The sequence below is a fragment of the Pseudomonas sp. A39 genome (genome assembly GCF_058145955.1).
The window spans coordinates 72,164-86,993 of sequence record NZ_JBYVMD010000016.1 but is presented as its reverse complement, the minus strand read 5'-3'; the positions used below and the strand labels follow the sequence as shown (position 1 = coordinate 86,993).

Below are 14,830 nucleotides of genomic sequence, written 5' to 3'. Positions count from 1 at the left end.
AGTCAGATCTGTCCTCAATAAACATAAGAAGAGGCATCCCCCATGCACCCTGAGTCCTTCACCGGGCAGGCTTCTCTCGTCACGCCTACCAGAAAGCGTTTTTTCATCATGGTGCTGCTGTTTATCACCGTGGTGATCAACTACCTCGACCGCAGCAACCTGTCGATCGCAGCGCCCGCGCTGACCAGTGAACTGGGCATCGACCCGGTGCACGTCGGGCTGATTTTCTCCGCGTTCGGCTGGACCTACGCCGCCATGCAAATCCCCGGCGGCTGGCTGGTGGACCGCGTGCCGCCGCGCATTCTCTACACCGCTGCACTGTTGTTGTGGTCCATTGCCACCGTGATGCTCGGCTTCGCTGCCAGCTTTATCGCGCTGTTCGTGCTGCGTATGGCGGTGGGGGCGTTGGAAGCCCCGGCTTACCCGATCAACAGCCGTGTGGTCACCACGTGGTTTCCCGAGCGCGAGCGCGCCACGGCGATTGGCGTGTACACCTCCGGGCAGTTTGTCGGGCTGGCGTTTCTCACGCCGGTATTGGCTTGGCTGCAGCACGCATTTGGCTGGCACATGGTGTTTGTCGCCACGGGCGGCGTGGGCATCTTGTGGGCGGTGATCTGGTACGCGGTGTATCGCGAGCCCAAGGATTTCAAAGGCGCCAACGCCGCGGAGATCGAGCTGATCCGTGAAGGGGGCGGGCTGGTGGATATGCAGGCGAAAACGGTCAAGGCGCCGTTCAGCTGGGTCGACCTGGGCATCGTGTTGAGCAAGCGCAAACTCTGGGGCATCTACCTGGGTCAGTTCTGCCTGAACTCCACGCTCTGGTTCTTCCTGACCTGGTTCCCGACCTACCTGGTGAAATATCGCGGCATGGACTTCATCAAGTCCGGCCTGCTGGCGTCGTTGCCGTTTCTCGCGGCGTTTGTCGGCGTGCTGTGTTCCGGGGTGTTTTCCGACTGGCTGATTCGTCGCGGCGCGTCGGTGGGGTTTGCGCGCAAGTTGCCGATCATTGGTGGGTTGCTGATTTCCACGGCGATCATCGGCGCCAACTACGTGGACTCGACGGCGTGGGTGATTGCGTTCCTGGCGGTGGCGTTCTTCGGCAATGGCCTGGCCTCGATTACCTGGTCGCTGGTGTCGACACTGGCCCCCGCACGCTTGCTGGGATTGACCGGTGGCGTGTTCAACTTTATCGGCAACTTGGCGGCGATTACCACGCCGATTGTGATTGGCTTCCTGGCCAGTGGCGATTCGTTTGCGCCGGCGATCACTTATATCGCGGTGCTGGCGTTGCTGGGCGCGCTTTCCTATGTGTTGCTGGTCGGTAAGGTGGAGCGAATCGAGCTCAATGAATAACCCACGGTCAGGCGCTTGTCGTGGTGAGCGGGCTTGCCCCGCGTTGGGCTGCGCAGCAGCCCCATTGAGGCCGCTGCGTTTGGTCAGGTGTTACGCGCTGACCGTTCTGGGGGCGCTTTGCACCCCAGCGCGGGGCAAGCCCGCTCACCACAGAAGCTAAGTCGCCACCCTATCGTCCGGGCTTAGTTGAGGACGCCGTCGAGAATCTCGTAGACGATGCCGGTGCCCACCGCGATCAACACCACGTCCGGCCCGGAACGGCGCCATTCATAACCTGGATACACCGGGAGGCGCGCCAGTGCACGGTTGTCCAGGCGTTCGCCGTAATAACCACGAGGCAACGGCTGGCCACGTACCAGGCGTACATTCGGCGGCGGCGGCGCGCCACGGGAGAACTGGCCGTGGTTGTCGTGGATGATCTGCCGAACCGGGCCAAAGTCCTGGGGTGGGCCGCCGCGACGGTTATCCGGCGGGCCGCGATGGTCGTCGCCACGTTGTTCGTGCTGGCCTTGCGGGCCGCCACGGTCTGGGCCGCCTTGGTCATAAGGCGCGGCCTGCACCAGGGCGCTGGCGCCAAGCACCAGCACGCCAAGGCCCGCAATCACGGATTTGGGCATTTTCATCGGGTATTCCTCAGGGCACACCTACAAAAAAGGGATCTCGAACACGGTTCGAAATCCCTTGGTCTTGCTGTTTAGGCCGTGCCCGAGCGGGTTGATTCCTCTGTATCAGGAACTTTACCTACTGGTTACGGAGCCTTTACTTACGAGCGTTACGAACGCCTTCCGACAGCGCCGCACACAGGCTCAACACGCCGTCGATGGCTTGCTGGTCGTTGCTGGCGTTGGCGATGTGATCGATCAGCGCTGAACCCACCACCACTCCGTCGGCCAGGCGGGCGATGGCCGCCGCTTGTTCCGGCGTACGGATACCGAAGCCGATGCTGATCGGCAGGTCGGTATGACGACGCAGACGGGTCACGGCTTCCTCGACGTGTTCCAGGGTCGCGGCGCCGGCACCGGTCACGCCGGCCACCGACACGTAGTACACAAAGCCGGAGCTGCCGTTCAGGACTGTCGGCAAGCGCACATCGTCAGTGGTCGGCGTGGTCAGGCGGATAAAGTCGATGCCGGCGGCCTGGGCCGGGTCGCACAGCTCGCCGTTATGCTCTGGTGGCATGTCGACCACGATCAGGCCGTCGACCCCGGCTTCCTTGGCGTCAGCGATGAACTTAGGCACACCGTATTTATGGATCGGGTTGAAGTAGCCCATCAACACCAGTGGCGTGTCGTTGTTGTCCTTGCGGAACTCGCGAACCATCTGCAGGGTTTTCACCAGGTTCTGCTTGGCTTCCAGCGCGCGGATGTTGGCCAGCTGGATTGCCGGGCCGTCGGCCATTGGGTCGGTGAACGGCATGCCCAGTTCGATCACATCGGCGCCGGCGGCCGGCAAACCTTTGAGGATCGCCAGGGAGGTGTCATAGCCAGGATCGCCAGCAGTGACGAAGGTCACCAGGGCGGCGCGATTCTGTTCTTTCAGCTGCGCAAAGCGGGTTTGCAGGCGGCTCATCAGTGTTTCTCCTGCTTAGCGGTTTCCATATGGTGCATCACCGTCTGCATGTCTTTGTCGCCACGGCCCGAGAGGTTGACCACCATCAGGTGATCCTTCGGCAAGGTCGGTGCACGCTTGAACACTTCGGCCAGGGCGTGGGCGCTTTCCAGTGCAGGAATGATCCCTTCCAGGCGGCAGCATTTGTGGAACGCGTCCAGGGCTTCGTCGTCGGTCACCGAGGTGTACTGGACGCGGCCGATGTCATGCAACCAGGCGTGTTCAGGGCCGATGCCGGGGTAGTCCAGGCCTGCGGAAATAGAGTGGGCGTCGATGATCTGGCCGTCGTCGTCCTGCAACAGGAAGGTGCGGTTGCCGTGCAGCACGCCCGGTACGCCGCCGTTGAGGCTGGCGGCGTGCTTGCCGGTCTCGATGCCGTAGCCGGCCGCTTCAACGCCGATGATCTCGACGCTGGTGTCATCCAGGAACGGGTGGAACAGGCCCATGGCGTTGGAACCGCCGCCGATGCACGCCACCAGGCTGTCCGGCAGGCGACCTTCCTGGGCTTGCAACTGGTCGCGGGTTTCCTTGCCGATTACGGCCTGGAAGTCACGCACCATGGCAGGGTACGGGTGCGGGCCGGCCACGGTGCCGATCAGGTAGAACGTGTCGTCGACGTTGGTCACCCAGTCACGCAGGGCTTCGTTCATCGCATCTTTGAGGGTGCCGGTGCCGGCCACCACCGGGATCACTTCGGCGCCCAACAGCTTCATGCGGAACACGTTGGCTTGCTGGCGCTCGATGTCGGTGGTGCCCATGTAGATCACGCATTGCAGGCCAAAGCGCGCAGCCACGGTGGCAGTGGCCACGCCGTGCATGCCGGCGCCGGTCTCGGCGATGATGCGTTTTTTGCCCATGCGCCGTGCCAAAAGGATCTGGCCGATGCAGTTGTTGATCTTGTGCGCGCCGGTGTGGTTCAGCTCTTCGCGCTTGAGGTAGATCTTGGCGCCGCCGCAGAACTCGGTCAGTCGCTCGGCGAAATACAGCGGGCTTGGACGGCCGACGTAGTCGCGCTGAAAGTAGGCCAATTCTTCTTTGAATGCCGGATCGTCCTTGGCCGCTTCGTATTCGCGGGCCAGGTCGAGGATCAACGGCATCAGGGTTTCAGCGACGTAACGGCCGCCGAACGCGCCAAACAGGCCGTTGGCGTCTGGGCCGTTGCGTAGATCGGTCTGGGACTGAGTCATGGGAGGCTCCAGGTAAGCATTCGTGTGAAAAGCAATGACGGCCACTCTACCCCTGACGTTACACACTGAAAACCGATAAGATCGCCGCAACCTGTCAGGAAAACTCACAAATGAGCCGAGACCTTCCGCCCCTTAACGCCTTGCGTGCCTTTGAAGCGACAGCGCGGCTCAATAGCGTCAGCCAGGCCGCCGAGCAATTGCACGTGACCCATGGCGCCGTCAGCCGTCAGTTGAAGGTGTTGGAAGAGCACTTGGGTATCAGCCTGTTCGTCAAGGATGGGCGTGGCCTTAAACTCACAGATTCCGGCGTGCGTTTGCGTGATGCCAGCGCCGAGGCGTTCGACCGGCTGCGGGATGTGTGCGCCGAGCTCACCCAAAGCAGCGCCGATGCACCGTTCGTGCTGGGTTGCTCGGGTAGCTTGCTGGCACGCTGGTTGATCCCGCGCCTGGGGCGCTTGAACGCCGACCTGCCGGATTTGCGCCTGCACCTCTCGGCGGGTGACGGTGATCTCGACCCCAGGCGGCCGGGTCTGGATGCCTTGCTGGTATTCGCCGAGCCGCCGTGGCCCGCGGATATGCAGGTGTACGAACTGGCCAGCGAGCGCATCGGGCCTGTGATGAGCCCACGGTATGCCGGCTACGAGCACTTGCGCCAGGCTCCCGCCCAGGCCTTGTGTGATGAAGCGTTATTGCACACCACCTCCCGCCCGCAAGCCTGGCCCAGTTGGGCGCAGCAACACGGCATCGCGCCCGGCGCGCTGAAGCATGGCCAGGGGTTCGAGCATTTGTATTATTTGCTGGAGGCGGCGGTGGCGGGATTGGGGGTGGCGATTGCACCCGAGCCATTGGTGGCAGAGGACCTGCGAGCAGGTCGCCTGGTGGCGCCGTGGGGGTTCAGTGAAACCCCGGCGCACTTGGCGTTGTGGCTACCCAAGCGCGCCGCAGACGGGCGCGCTGGGCAACTGGCGCAGTGGCTCAAGGCTGAGCTGTTGCGCGAGCCGGTTTAGCCGGGAAACAATCAGTCACCACGTTTGCACAGCAGATAAGCAGCCAGCAGACCCAGTGCACCGACAGCGACGCCGGCTGTGGTCCATGGATGCTCTTGTGCGTAATCTCGGGTGGCAACACCGGTTTCGCGGATTTTGACTTTGCTTTCTTCGTAGGCATCGCTGATCAGGTGACGGGAGTGCTTGAGGGCATTCTCGGCGTTGCTTTTCAGGGCCTTCAACGTTTTGCGCGACTCATCGGACGCATCGTCCTTGAGGCTCTCCAGAGACTTGAGCAGGCTCGAAATCTCGGCTTCCATGCTTTCCAGCGATGCTTTGCGTAAAGAAGTGTTAGCCATTTGGACTCTCCTGAAGTGATTGAGTGGCGTGTGTAGATACCGACTGCGGCCGTTTCAGAAAGTGCAGTAAATCTGAACTTTCAGGTAGGAACCGTCGCCTGAAGCAGTACGAACATTGACTGCTACGCTCACTAGAGACCTCAGGAGAAACGCCATGTCTGATCATCACACGTACAAGAAAGTCGAACTGGTGGGTTCATCGACGACCAGCATCGAGGACGCCATCAACAACGCAATCGCCGAAGCCAACAAGAGCATCAAGCACTTGGAGTGGTTTGAGGTGGCTGAAACCCGTGGCCACATCAAAGACGGCAAGGTCGCGCACTATCAGGTCACCCTCAAGGTGGGATTCCGAATTGCCAGTAGTTGATCGCATCGGTTGAACTTGCCGACTGGCCGATTGCCATAACCTGCGCTACAACCAATGGGTGCCGATGCCACGAGCGTCGGCACGCTCTTTTTGATCAGCGCAAGGAAAGTAACGGATGAAGAAGTTCCTGTTAGCGGTAGGTTTGTTGAGCATTGCCGGCACAGCCCTGGCGGCGGGCAAGCCTTGTGAAGAGCTGAAAAGCGAGATTGCAGCGAAAATCGACGCCAAGGGCGCTTCGGGTTATTCGCTGGAAGTGGTGGACAAAGGCGCTGCAGCCGATGGCTACACCGTAGTCGGCAGCTGCGAAGCCGGCACCAAGGAAATCGCCTACAAGCGCGGTTAACCTCGTGCTCCGGACATAAAACCGACGTACTTGTGGCGAGGGAGCTTGCTCCCGCTGGAGTGCGCAGCGCTCCGGTTTTTGGGGCCGCTACGCAGCCCAACGGGAGCAAGCTCCCTCGCCACAGGTGCGTCGGTTTTTTTCGCGTGGGATTTAGCCCTTCATTACTTGCGCGAGCAGCTCGTAGGAATGAATCCGGTCAGCATGTTCGTACAGGTCGCTGGTAAAAATCAGCTCGTCGGCGCCGGTTTGCTCGATCAACACTTCCAGTTTGGCGCGGATCTTCGCTGGGCCACCGACCATCGCCAGGCCGAGGAAGCTGCCGACCGCCTCTTTTTCATGGGGTAACCACAGGCCATCCATGCTGTCGACTGGAGGGCGCTGCACCAGGCTCTGCCCGCGCATCAGCGCGAGAATGCGTTGGTACACGGAGGTCGCCAAGTAGTCCGCCTGTTCATCGGTGTCCGCCGCAACCAACGGAATGCCGAGCATCACGTAGGGCTTGTCCAGCACGGCCGAAGGCTTGAAGTGGTTGCGGTACACGCGGATCGCTTCATGCATCAGGCGCGGTGCGAAATGCGAGGCGAAGGCGTAAGGCAAACCGCGCTCACCGGCGAGCTGCGCACTGAATAGGCTGGAGCCCAGCAGCCACACCGGTACATTGGTACCGGTGCCAGGCACGGCGATCACCCGTTGGTCAGGCGTACGTGGGCCGAGGTAGGCCATCAATTCGGCTACATCGTCCGGAAAGTCATCGGCGCTGCCGGAGCGTTCACGGCGCAGGGCGCGGGCGGTCATCTGGTCTGAGCCGGGCGCGCGGCCCAGGCCCAGGTCGATACGGCCGGGGTAGAGACTTTCCAGGGTACCGAACTGTTCGGCAATCACCAGAGGCGCGTGGTTGGGCAGCATCACACCACCGGAACCGACGCGAATGGTCGAAGTGCCACCGGCCAGGTAACCCAGCAACACCGAGGTGGCCGAGCTGGCGATGCCGTCCATGTTGTGGTGTTCAGCCACCCAGAAACGGTGGTAGCCGAACTTTTCCACGTGCTGGGCCAGGTCCAGTGAATTGCGCAGCGACTGCGCCGGACTGCCGTTGGCCCGCACGGGCACCAGGTCGAGGGTCGAGAACTTTACGTCGGACAACGATTTCATAAGCCTGCTTCTCCAATGGGGGCGCAGGCTTCTTAGACGAACCAAAACCTGCCGCTTCATGTGCATGTTCTATGCAATGAGGGCATATACCCGAGATTCAATAGCGAGCGTAGAAATTTCCTACTAAATCGCTAGGTTTCTCCGACAAGATGAACTTTGCCGGGCCGTCTATCCTCAGAACCCTTACTGACGCAAAACCACCGTTCGAGGAGACCGCTATGAGTATTGTTAAAAAAGCATCCGCGCATTGGGAAGGTGACCTGAAGACTGGCCTGGGTTCCATTTCCACGGAAACCGGCGTGCTGCGTGAAGCGCCCTACGGCTTCAAGGCCCGTTTCGAGGGCGGCAAGGGCACCAACCCGGAAGAATTGATCGGCGCAGCCCATGCCGGCTGTTTCTCCATGGCGTTTTCCATGATTCTTGGCGATGCCGGGCTCAAGGCTGACAGCATCGACACCCAGGCTGAAGTGACCCTGGACCAGGTTGAAGGTGGTTTTGCGATCACCGCCGTGCATTTGATCCTTAAGGCCAAGATTCCCGGCGCGAGCCAGGCGCAGTTCGATGAACTGAGCAAGAAGGCCAAGGAAGGGTGCCCGGTGTCGAAAGTGCTGAACGCGAAAATCAGCCTGGATGCCACCTTGGTTGGCTAACGCAGCAGGTCCAATGTGGGAGGGGGCTTGCCCCCGATAGCGGTGAAGCAGTCAACATCTCTGTTGCTGATCGACCGCCATCGGGGGCAAGCCCCCTCCCACATTTAGTTCTGCGTTGGATCAGAACTCGTGTTTTGTAAGTGTGGTCCTATTACCATGCAGCCTTAGCCGCACACTCGTGCGCAATGCATTCAGGGAGCTTCAAACATGAAACGTTTTGCCTTGGCAATCATCTGCGGTGTATTGGCCACCTCGGCTGTGGCCGCACCCAAAGACTGCGAAGAGCTCAGGAAAGAGATCGAGGTCAAGATCCAGGCTAACGCGGTTCCGTCCTACACCCTGGAGATCGTCAGCAAGGAAGAAGCCGACAAGCACGACAGCGCCATGGTTGTCGGCAGCTGTGAGAACGGCACTAAGGCCATCGTCTACCAGAAGAACAACGACTGATCAGAGGCAGTTGACGCTGCGTTCTTCCGCGAGCAACTGACGCGCCGAGTCATACAACCGGATATTGGGTGTGAAGGCTAGCGAGCGCCCTTCCAGCACATAGCGCTGGCCGGCCTGGAAGTGATCGTATTCCAGGGTCATGAAGCAGGTGCGGTACATCATCTGGCTCAGCCCACCCAAACCGCCGCCCGCGGGGACTTCAAAGTCGAAACGCACCATCAGTTCATGATGGCCGGGCGGGAACTGGAAGAAACGCCCGTCATCCAGGTTCTTGCCGTCCAGGCGCTGCGCCATCACCAGCTTGGACCCCGGCGTAGGCGTGGTGAAATCGACCCAGGCTTGCTGCGGGTCCACCGGCGGTACGGGCGTGGTGGTGCAGGCACTGAGGAACAGGGCGGCGACGGGAAACAAGAGCTGACGCATGGCAGGCACTCGACGGAAAGAGAGAATTGAGCCCGGCGCCGACGGCAGCAGACTCCCTATGAGTATAAACACGTCATGCGATGGAAAAATTCCGTGCGGGCGCGATAGTCTGGCGGGCAAATTACCCAGGAGCGGTCGGGGCATGGTCAGGCGTTTTCTTCCAGGGTTGATGGTTGTGCTGCTCAGCGGCTGCTCCAGTGTCAGTTATTACGGCCAGTTGGCCAGTGGTCAGTGGCAATTGCTACGCGCCCGGGAGCCGGTGGCGCAGGTGATTGCCGACCCTTCTCGCCCAGCGTTATTGCGCGAGCATCTGGCGCAATCGCAAAAGGCGCGCACGTTCGCCAGTGAACACCTGCACCTGCCCGACAACCAGAGTTACAGGTTGTATGCCGACATCGGCCGGCCCTATGTGGTCTGGAACGTCTTTGCCACGCAGGAGTTTTCCCTGTCACCCGAAACCCATTGCTTCCCCATCGCCGGCTGTGTGGCCTATCGCGGTTACTACAACCAGGGCGCGGCGCGTGGCGAAGCCGCGTTGTTGAAGCAGCAGGGCATGGATGTGTCGATCGGTGGCGTCGAGGCCTATTCCACCTTGGGCTGGTTCAACGACCCGATCATGAATTCAATGATGAACTGGGGTGATGAGCGCCTGGCCACGCTGATCTTCCACGAGCTGGCGCACCAGCGTTTCTATGTGAAGGACGACACCGAGTTCAACGAGTCGTTTGCCAATTTTGTCGAGCAGGAGGGTACGCGCCAGTGGCGTGCTGCACGCGGTTTGGCAGCGGATAGCTTATCGACGTCGAAGCAGCGTGATCAATTTATCCAGTTAGTCCTCGATACCCGTCAACGTTTGGAAAAGCTCTACGCCCAACCGTTGGCAGCTGATGCGATGCGTCAGGCCAAGGCGGATCAGTTCGAGCGTTTGCGCGCCGAATATCGGCACATGCGCGATCACCAGTGGGGCGGGGATAAGCGTTATGACGCTTGGTTCAACCAGCCCATGAACAATGCGCGGCTGTTGCCGTTTGGGCTGTATGACCAGTGGGTGCCGGCGTTTGCGGCGTTGTTTGCGCGGGAAGGTGGTGATTGGGTGAGGTTTTATGCGGCGGTGGAGAGGCTGGGTGGGTTGCCGGTGGGGCAGCGCAAGGCGGCGTTGAGGCAGTTGGAAGGGGGTGGCCTCTAGGGCCTCATCGGGGGCAAGCCCCCTCCCACATTTGAACGGCGTATACAGATCAACTGTGGGAGGGGGCTTGCCCCCGATGGCAGTCTCAGGACCGCTGCAAAAACGCCTGATGCATCTGTGCCAGCGTCTCGAAATGCCAAGTCGGCGCCTCGGCATTCAACTCTTCAAAACTGCCAAACCCATACCCCACCGCCGCCGAATCCAGCCCATTGCTGCGCGCACCGATCAGGTCATGCTTGCGGTCACCAATCATCAGGGTGGTGCTCGGGTCCAGGCCTTCTTCGCTGATCAAATGCGCGATCAGCTCGACCTTATTGGTACGCGTGCCGTCCAATTCGCTGCCGTAGATCACCTTGAAGTGCTTGGCGAAATCGAAATGCCGGGCGATCTCGCGGGCAAATATCCACGGCTTGGACGTCGCCACATAGAGCTGTCGGCCCTGGCTGCCCAGGTCTTCCAACAGCGGCATCACGCCGTCGAATACCCGGTTTTCATACAGGCCGGTGACCTTGAAGCGCTCGCGATAGAAATTCACCGCTTCCCAGGCCTTGGCCTCGTCGAAGTCGTAGAACTGCATGAAGGCTTGCAGCAACGGCGGGCCGATGAAGTGTTCCAGTTTACTCAGGTCCGGCTCGTCGATACCCAGCTTGCCGAGGGCGTACTGGATCGAGCGGGTGATGCCCTCGCGCGGGTCGGTGAGGGTGCCGTCCAGGTCGAACAGCACGGTTTGGTAAGGCAGGCTCATCGGTCGAATCCTTCAGCCAGGTGCAAGTCTTTGAGCTTCACGTAGTTCGCGGCGCTGTAGGTGAAAAAGGCGCGTTCCTTGTCAGTCAGTGGGCGGACCTGTTTAACCGGGCTGCCGACATACAAAAAACCGCTTTCGAGTTGCTTACCCGGCGGCACCAGGCTGCCGGCGCCGATGATCACGTCGTCCTCAACCACGGCGCCGTCCATCACGATGCTACCCATGCCGATCAGGATGCGGCTGCCCACGGTGCAGCCATGCAGCATGACTTTGTGGGCAATGGTCACGTCGTCGCCGATCAACAGCGGGAAACCGTCCGGGTTGAAGGGGCCTGCATGGGTGATGTGCAGCACGCAGCCGTCCTGCACGCTGGTGCGCGCACCGATGCGGATGCGGTGCATGTCGCCACGGATCACGGTCAGTGGCCAGACCGAGCTGTCGGCGCCGATTTCGACATCGCCGATCACCACCGCCGAAATATCGACAAAAGCCCCGGCGCCCAGGGCCGGCGTGTGGTTCTGATAGGTGCGAAGGGTCACGATAGCCTCTCTCTCTTCTGCTGATAGCTGCGGTGGACGTTGATTGTAATTAAGATGGCCCCATCTTTGTTCTTACCTGTTTCTTCAGCCAAGGTGCCAACCGTGAGCGCGAACAACCCTCTTCTGCAGTCCTACGACCTGCCGCCGTTCTCGGCGATCCGTGCCGAGCACGTCCAGCCGGCCATCGAACAGATCCTCGCCGACAACCGCGTTGCCATCGAAGGCATCCTGCAAAGCCAGGGTAAAAACCCGACGTGGGCCGGCCTGGTCCTGGCCATGGATGAACTGAACGACCGCCTGGGCGCCGCCTGGAGCCCGGTCAGCCACCTTAATGCCGTGTGCAACAGTGCCGAACTGCGCGAAGCCTATGAAGGCTGCCTGCCGGCGTTGAGCGCCTACTCCACCGAGATGGGCCAGAACCGTGCGCTGTTCCAGGCCTTTGAAGCCCTGGCCAACAGCCCGGAAGCCGCCGGTTTCGACGTGGCGCAAAAAACCATCCTGGAACATTCTCTGCGCGACTTCCGCTTGTCGGGTATCGATTTGCCGCCCGAGCAGCAAAAACGCTACGCCGAAGTGCAAAGCAAACTGTCCGAGCTGGGCAGTAAGTTTTCCAACCAGTTGCTGGACGCCACCCAGGCCTGGACCAAACACGTGACCGATGAGGCCACCCTCGCCGGCCTGACCGATTCGGCCAAGGCGCAGATGGCTGCCGCTGCCCAGGCCAAAGGCCTCGACGGCTGGCTGATCACCCTGGAGTTCCCGAGCTACTACGCGGTGATGACCTACGCCCAGGACCGCGCCCTGCGTGAAGAAGTCTACGCGGCCTACTGCACCCGTGCGTCGGACCAAGGCCCGAATGCCGGTCAGCATGATAACGGCCCGGTGATGGAACAGATCCTCGACCTGCGTCAGGAGCTGGCTCAGTTGCTGGGTTACGCGTCGTTCTCGGAACTGAGCCTGGCCACCAAGATGGCCGAGTCCAGCGACCAGGTGCTGAGTTTCCTGCGTGACCTGGCCAAGCGCAGCAAGCCGTTTGCCGCCCAGGACTTGCAACAGCTCAAGGCTTACGCCGCCGAACAAGGCTGCGCCGACCTGCAAAGCTGGGACAGTGGTTTCTACGGCGAAAAACTCCGTGAACAACGTTACAGCGTGTCCCAGGAAGCCCTGCGCGCTTACTTCCCGATCGACAAAGTGCTCGGCGGCCTGTTTGCCATCGTGCAGCGCCTGTACGGCATTGAGATCGCCGAGCAGAAAGGCTTCGACACCTGGCACCCGGATGTCCGCCTGTTTGAAATCAAGGAAAACGGCCAGCACGTCGGCCGCTTTTTCTTCGACCTGTACGCCCGCGCCAACAAGCGCGGCGGTGCCTGGATGGACGGCGCCCGCGACCGTCGCCGCACGATTGACGGCGTGCTGCAAAGCCCGGTGGCCAACCTGGTGTGCAACTTCACCCCGGCCGACAGCGGCAAGCCTGCCCTGCTGACTCACGATGAAGTCACCACGCTGTTCCACGAGTTCGGCCACGGCCTGCATCACCTGTTGACCCGTGTTGAACACGCTGGCGTGTCCGGCATCAACGGTGTGGCCTGGGATGCGGTGGAGTTGCCGAGCCAGTTCATGGAGAACTGGTGCTGGGAGCCGGAGGGCCTGGCGCTGATCTCCGGTCACTATGAAACCGGTGAGCCACTGCCCCAGGACCTGCTGGAAAAAATGCTCGCAGCCAAGAACTTCCAGTCCGGCCTGATGATGGTGCGCCAGCTGGAATTCTCGCTGTTCGACTTCGAACTGCATGCCACCCACGGTGATGGCCGCAGCGTGGCGCAAGTGCTCGAAGGCGTGCGCGATGAGGTGTCGGTGATGCGTCCGCCGGCGTACAACCGCTTCCCCAACAGCTTTGCGCACATCTTCGCCGGGGGTTACGCCGCGGGTTACTACAGCTACAAGTGGGCCGAAGTGCTGTCGGCGGATGCCTTCTCCAAGTTCGAGGAAGACGGCGTGCTCAATGCCGAGACCGGCCGTGCGTTCCGCGAAGCCATCCTGGCACGTGGCGGTTCCCAGGCACCGATGGTGCTGTTCGTCGACTTCCGCGGACGGGCGCCGTCGATTGACGCACTCTTGCGCCACAGCGGCCTGAGTGAGGACGCGGCAGCATGAGCGAAGGGCCTGTGATTACCAAAAAGCAATTTATCGCCGGGGCGGTCTGCCCGGCGTGCAGTGAGCCGGACAAGCTGAAGATGTGGACTGAGGACAACGTACCGCATCGCGAGTGTGTGGCCTGCGGCTATACCGACACCCTCAATGACCAGGGGCTGTCGGTGCCCAAGGAGTTGGGGACGCGGGTGAATACCTCGGCGTTGAAAGCGCCTGCGGACCCTAAGGTGCAGGCGGTGCAGTTCTTTCCTAATCCGAAGTTGAAAAAAGACTAGTCGCCTTACGCAGACCCAATGTGGGAGGGGGCTTGCCCCCGATAGCGGTGTATCAGCCAGCCTATTTGGCATTGATAGACCACCATCGGGAGCAAGCCCCCTCCCACTTTTTTGCCCGCGCTTATTCGACTTAGGTCGCTGAATCGATTCTCTTCATGCTTAGCCTGCTATCATTTGTAACTATTGATTGCCGCTACGCTCTATCTCTTTGGATCAGTTGGATCCAATTCGCCGCATACACCCGTTCAAGCCGCTCACTAGAAGCTGGCTGTTCAACCCGTGACCACATGATGAGGTGCCACCATGTCTGATCAAGATCAAGACAACCCCCGGCGTGACTTTTTGCGCAAATCCTTGACCTTGATCCCGGTGGTCACGGTTGCCAGCACCGGCCTTGGCGGTTCGATGCTGATGGCGACGCCTGAACCCGTCCAGGCTGCGCCTGCCAAGCCTGTGGCTGACGAAAAAGCCTACGAGCCGACTTACTTCACGGCCGAGGAATGGGCGTTTATCAACGCCGCCGTCGAGCGTTTGATCCCCGCTGACGCCCAAGGCCCGGGTGCCCTGGAAGCCGGTGCGCCGGAATACATCGACCGCCAGATGAATACGCCGTATGCCAGCGGAGCCCTGTGGTTCATGCAAGGCCCTTTCAACGCCGATGCGCCGCCGGAAATGGGTTGGCAGAGCAAATTGGTCCCCAAGGAGATCTACCGCTTGGGTATTGCCGCGACGGATGCCTGGTCGAAGGCGTTCAACGGTAAGGTTTTTGCTGCGCAAGACAGCGCTACCCGAGACGATATGTTGCGCCGCCTGGAGGCTGGCGGAGGCGAAGTTGCTGCGCATTTCGAGGCGGTGCCGCCGAAGATATTCTTCAATCTGTTGCTGCAAAACACCAAGGAAGGGTTCTTCTGCGACCCGATTCACGGCGGCAACAAAGGCATGGTCGGCTGGACCATGATCGGCTTCCCCGGCGCCCGCGCCGATTTCATGGACTGGGTGGAACGCAACGAGCAGTACCCCTTCCCGGCCGTTTCAATCCGTGGCGAGAGGGCATAA

The 14,830-nt window shown here is 60.8% G+C and carries 18 protein-coding genes; 10 read left to right on the top strand and 8 right to left on the bottom strand.

The features are described 5' to 3' along the window. Positions 1-42: 42 nt before the first annotated feature. Positions 43-1,353 carry an MFS transporter gene (locus tag AC3ZU9_RS14890; protein WP_012721480.1) on the top strand — a complete coding sequence of 437 codons (1,311 nt, stop codon included), beginning with the start codon at positions 43-45 and terminating at the stop codon, positions 1,351-1,353. A 182-nt stretch (positions 1,354-1,535) separates the two neighbouring features. On the opposite strand, the gene AC3ZU9_RS14885 is transcribed toward AC3ZU9_RS14890, so the two are convergent. From AC3ZU9_RS14885 to trpB, 3 genes are all read right to left on the bottom strand, one after another. Then, positions 1,536-1,976, bottom strand: a complete 441-nt coding sequence (locus AC3ZU9_RS14885; RefSeq protein ID WP_012721481.1) for an anti-virulence regulator CigR family protein — start codon at positions 1,974-1,976, stop codon at positions 1,536-1,538. Between the two features lie 136 nt (positions 1,977-2,112). Continuing rightward, complete coding sequence (gene trpA / locus AC3ZU9_RS14880) at positions 2,113-2,922, bottom strand: tryptophan synthase subunit alpha (protein ID WP_012721482.1); 810 nt, start codon at positions 2,920-2,922, stop codon at positions 2,113-2,115. Further along, entirely contained in the window at positions 2,922-4,148 is a 1,227-nt protein-coding gene (gene trpB / locus AC3ZU9_RS14875) for a tryptophan synthase subunit beta (protein WP_012721483.1), read from the bottom strand. The genes trpA and trpB overlap by 1 nt, the downstream gene beginning before the upstream one ends. 110 nt (positions 4,149-4,258) lie before the next feature. Between trpB and AC3ZU9_RS14870 the strand changes: the two genes are divergently transcribed. Further along, complete coding sequence (locus AC3ZU9_RS14870) at positions 4,259-5,155, top strand: LysR family transcriptional regulator (RefSeq protein WP_012721484.1); 897 nt, start codon at positions 4,259-4,261, stop codon at positions 5,153-5,155. 11 nt (positions 5,156-5,166) lie between these two features. Here the strand turns inward: AC3ZU9_RS14870 and AC3ZU9_RS14865 are convergent, their stop codons facing one another. After that, positions 5,167-5,493 carry an ElaB/YgaM/YqjD family protein gene (locus AC3ZU9_RS14865; RefSeq protein ID WP_003170746.1) on the bottom strand — a complete coding sequence of 109 codons (327 nt, stop codon included), beginning with the start codon at positions 5,491-5,493 and terminating at the stop codon, positions 5,167-5,169. Positions 5,494-5,647: 154 nt separating this feature from the next. Here AC3ZU9_RS14865 and AC3ZU9_RS14860 point away from each other — a divergent pair, with 154 nt between their 5' ends. Both AC3ZU9_RS14860 and AC3ZU9_RS14855 read left to right on the top strand, forming a co-directional pair. Next, a complete protein-coding gene (locus AC3ZU9_RS14860; protein ID WP_012721485.1) occupies positions 5,648-5,863 on the top strand; it encodes a dodecin in 216 nt (71 codons plus the stop codon). A gap of 115 nt (positions 5,864-5,978) precedes the next feature. Further along, a complete protein-coding gene (locus tag AC3ZU9_RS14855) occupies positions 5,979-6,206 on the top strand; it encodes a DUF1161 domain-containing protein (protein WP_012721486.1) in 228 nt (75 codons plus the stop codon). A 150-nt stretch (positions 6,207-6,356) separates the two neighbouring features. On the opposite strand, the gene AC3ZU9_RS14850 is transcribed toward AC3ZU9_RS14855, so the two are convergent. Beyond that, a complete protein-coding gene (locus AC3ZU9_RS14850) occupies positions 6,357-7,358 on the bottom strand; it encodes an LLM class flavin-dependent oxidoreductase (RefSeq protein ID WP_490090895.1) in 1,002 nt (333 codons plus the stop codon). A gap of 218 nt (positions 7,359-7,576) precedes the next feature. Between AC3ZU9_RS14850 and AC3ZU9_RS14845 the strand changes: the two genes are divergently transcribed. Beyond that, positions 7,577-8,008, top strand: coding sequence for an OsmC family protein (locus AC3ZU9_RS14845; protein ID WP_012721488.1), 432 nt, complete (start codon positions 7,577-7,579; stop codon positions 8,006-8,008). A 207-nt stretch (positions 8,009-8,215) separates the two neighbouring features. Continuing rightward, positions 8,216-8,455 (top strand): DUF1161 domain-containing protein, encoded by a 240-nt coding sequence (locus tag AC3ZU9_RS14840; RefSeq protein ID WP_010207769.1) that lies wholly within the window; start codon positions 8,216-8,218, stop codon positions 8,453-8,455. Here AC3ZU9_RS14840 and AC3ZU9_RS14835 read toward each other — a convergent pair whose 3' ends face one another. After that, positions 8,456-8,878 carry a PA0061/PA0062 family lipoprotein gene (locus AC3ZU9_RS14835; protein WP_046035872.1) on the bottom strand — a complete coding sequence of 141 codons (423 nt, stop codon included), beginning with the start codon at positions 8,876-8,878 and terminating at the stop codon, positions 8,456-8,458. Between the two features lie 142 nt (positions 8,879-9,020). Between AC3ZU9_RS14835 and AC3ZU9_RS14830 the strand changes: the two genes are divergently transcribed. Next, positions 9,021-10,064: an aminopeptidase gene (locus tag AC3ZU9_RS14830; protein ID WP_046035873.1), complete on the top strand. Its 1,044-nt coding sequence runs from the start codon at positions 9,021-9,023 to the stop codon at positions 10,062-10,064. Between the two features lie 85 nt (positions 10,065-10,149). Here the strand turns inward: AC3ZU9_RS14830 and AC3ZU9_RS14825 are convergent, their stop codons facing one another. Then, complete coding sequence (locus AC3ZU9_RS14825; protein WP_046035874.1) at positions 10,150-10,809, bottom strand: HAD family hydrolase; 660 nt, start codon at positions 10,807-10,809, stop codon at positions 10,150-10,152. Beyond that, complete coding sequence (locus AC3ZU9_RS14820) at positions 10,806-11,348, bottom strand: gamma carbonic anhydrase family protein (RefSeq protein ID WP_064053154.1); 543 nt, start codon at positions 11,346-11,348, stop codon at positions 10,806-10,808. The genes AC3ZU9_RS14825 and AC3ZU9_RS14820 overlap by 4 nt, the downstream gene beginning before the upstream one ends. Positions 11,349-11,450: 102 nt before the next feature. Between AC3ZU9_RS14820 and prlC the strand changes: the two genes are divergently transcribed. From prlC to AC3ZU9_RS14805, 3 genes are all read left to right on the top strand, one after another. After that, on the top strand, positions 11,451-13,502 hold the full coding sequence (gene prlC / locus AC3ZU9_RS14815) for an oligopeptidase A (protein WP_043204597.1): 2,052 nt from the start codon (positions 11,451-11,453) through the stop codon (positions 13,500-13,502). Further along, a complete protein-coding gene (locus AC3ZU9_RS14810; protein WP_010207776.1) occupies positions 13,499-13,774 on the top strand; it encodes a YheV family putative zinc ribbon protein in 276 nt (91 codons plus the stop codon). The genes prlC and AC3ZU9_RS14810 overlap by 4 nt, the downstream gene beginning before the upstream one ends. Before the next feature lie 303 nt (positions 13,775-14,077). After that, entirely contained in the window at positions 14,078-14,830 is a 753-nt protein-coding gene (locus AC3ZU9_RS14805) for a gluconate 2-dehydrogenase subunit 3 family protein (protein WP_012721496.1), read from the top strand.